At 50.0% G+C, this 1507-nt stretch carries 3 protein-coding genes; 1 reads left to right on the top strand and 2 read right to left on the bottom strand.

Annotated elements, in window-relative coordinates; genetic code table 11:
• Positions 1-215 precede the first annotated feature (215 nt).
• Both A1351_RS24620 and A1351_RS08235 read right to left on the bottom strand, forming a co-directional pair.
• On the bottom strand, positions 216-761 hold the full coding sequence (locus A1351_RS24620; protein ID WP_157096207.1) for a hypothetical protein: 546 nt from the start codon (positions 759-761) through the stop codon (positions 216-218).
• A 73-nt stretch (positions 762-834) separates the two neighbouring features.
• Positions 835-1206 (bottom strand): hypothetical protein, encoded by a 372-nt coding sequence (locus A1351_RS08235; RefSeq protein WP_157096206.1) that lies wholly within the window; start codon positions 1204-1206, stop codon positions 835-837.
• 68 nt (positions 1207-1274) lie between these two features.
• Between A1351_RS08235 and A1351_RS25635 the strand changes: the two genes are divergently transcribed.
• On the top strand, positions 1275-1507 hold a 233-nt coding region (locus A1351_RS25635; RefSeq protein ID WP_210178251.1), incomplete at its 3' end, for a hypothetical protein.

Genomic DNA, 1507 nt, shown 5'->3' with positions numbered 1-1507 from the left:
GTCTTCGGACCGACACTAAAAGATAAAAAGCCGGGCATATAACGACAACACTATCAAACAAAACATCACGCCGAAATATAATATTTGCTTCGGTAAGCTAAAATTCTTGCGACAATAAACAGGAGTTGCAGTCGCAAATTCCTTAAAACCAGCGACTATTTTTCTTAACAATGACACGCGGAAATCTCCTATTTATCGCACATCGACCTCGAAACTCAGAACGCCACAGTTTCGATATCTTTGATCACCAGCGCCGAAAACGGAACAACTTCCTGCTCGCGCCCGGGAAAACACAATGCAATCTCGTCCTTATTCAACAACCCCTTATACACGACTCCCTTGCCTCCACATAGGTTAGTGCGACGCGCGAACCAAGCGGCAATTTCGAAATCGAGAGTCCAAGATAATCGCCTATGACTATTTCGTAGCTTCGCGTCCGACCCCCGAAATAGCGTTATATTATCGGGTAATGCATCATACATAGCGCGTTGTTTGTCACTGAAAACATCTGACGTCCAGGCGTGCCGTGCTCGCTTGAATATGGGCTTCCATCCGTCGTGATTGATAAAATCCCAACTCCCCCAATGCTGCGCGAGGCCGCGCCAAACTGAAAGCGGATCGGCAGATTTTGAGAGACGTAATGCTTGTTCGCGAATTTCCTGACGAGGACTCGTTTCAAAATATTCAGCACATAGCCCGAACTGAGGTAACTTTTCGTTCGGTCCAAAATCCTCCGCTTCTAATTGACTAGCACGCGTCATGATACATTGACCCATCGTTTTCGCACGGAAAAGCGCCCCACTTGGGGCGCTCCTCTGCTCTCGACCTACTCTCTCATGACCTCGAACGCTTGACGTCAGCAGCGCGGCGAAGCATTGTCAGGCGGGTAGCGTAGGCGAACTGTTCGCTTTCGCTGAGGCTCGAAACGTCCAGCGCGTTGATTTCCGCTATCTCGGTTTCGAGAGCGAGGAGACTGCTCTCTCTGCCCTCACCCCCGAGCACCTGAGCGACGAGATTGTGAAGACGTGCCTCGAAGGCCTCCGTCGCCGGCTCGGGGGCCATCCGGTAGAATTCTTTGATCTCGAAAAGCTGCTCTTCGTGGTCGTCTTCCGGCAACAGCGACTTTATTGCGACCATGGGGCGGCCTTCCGAGAGGGCGAGCCGGCACTCTGAATGTGCGCGATAGAACGGAATATCGTTCGACATGTATCCTCCAAATGTTAGAGCGAGCGCGTGTGCGCTCATTTGCCGTATAGCGACGGGGATGCGGACTTATGTGCGGCGGAATGTCGCAACAACTTGACCGTGACCGAAGACTCTCACCTCAGTCGAAAATCGTCAAGCTATTGATTTCATTTTATTTTCGTCAGTCAGAACTGACTTATCAGTTCGGACATGAAAAAAGGCCGGCGTTGGAGGTCGCCGGCCTTTCATTTGGAGCATTAACAATGGGTAACAGGCATATTATAGCCAAAGCAAAATACATTTCAACACAAATATGCATTTA

The sequence above is a fragment of the Methylosinus sp. R-45379 genome (assembly GCF_001644125.1).
Lineage (GTDB): Bacteria > Pseudomonadota > Alphaproteobacteria > Rhizobiales > Beijerinckiaceae > Methylosinus.
This window is presented reverse-complemented; position numbering and strand designations above follow the sequence as displayed.

What these genes read in the sequence shown, in the direction of transcription:
- A1351_RS24620 (WP_157096207.1), bottom strand. Translation starts at nt 761, where the DNA reads ATGACGCGTGCTAGTCAATTAGAAGCGGAGGATTTTGGACCGAACGAA.
- A1351_RS08235 (WP_157096206.1), bottom strand. Translation starts at nt 1,206, where the DNA reads ATGTCGAACGATATTCCGTTCTATCGCGCACATTCAGAGTGCCGGCTC.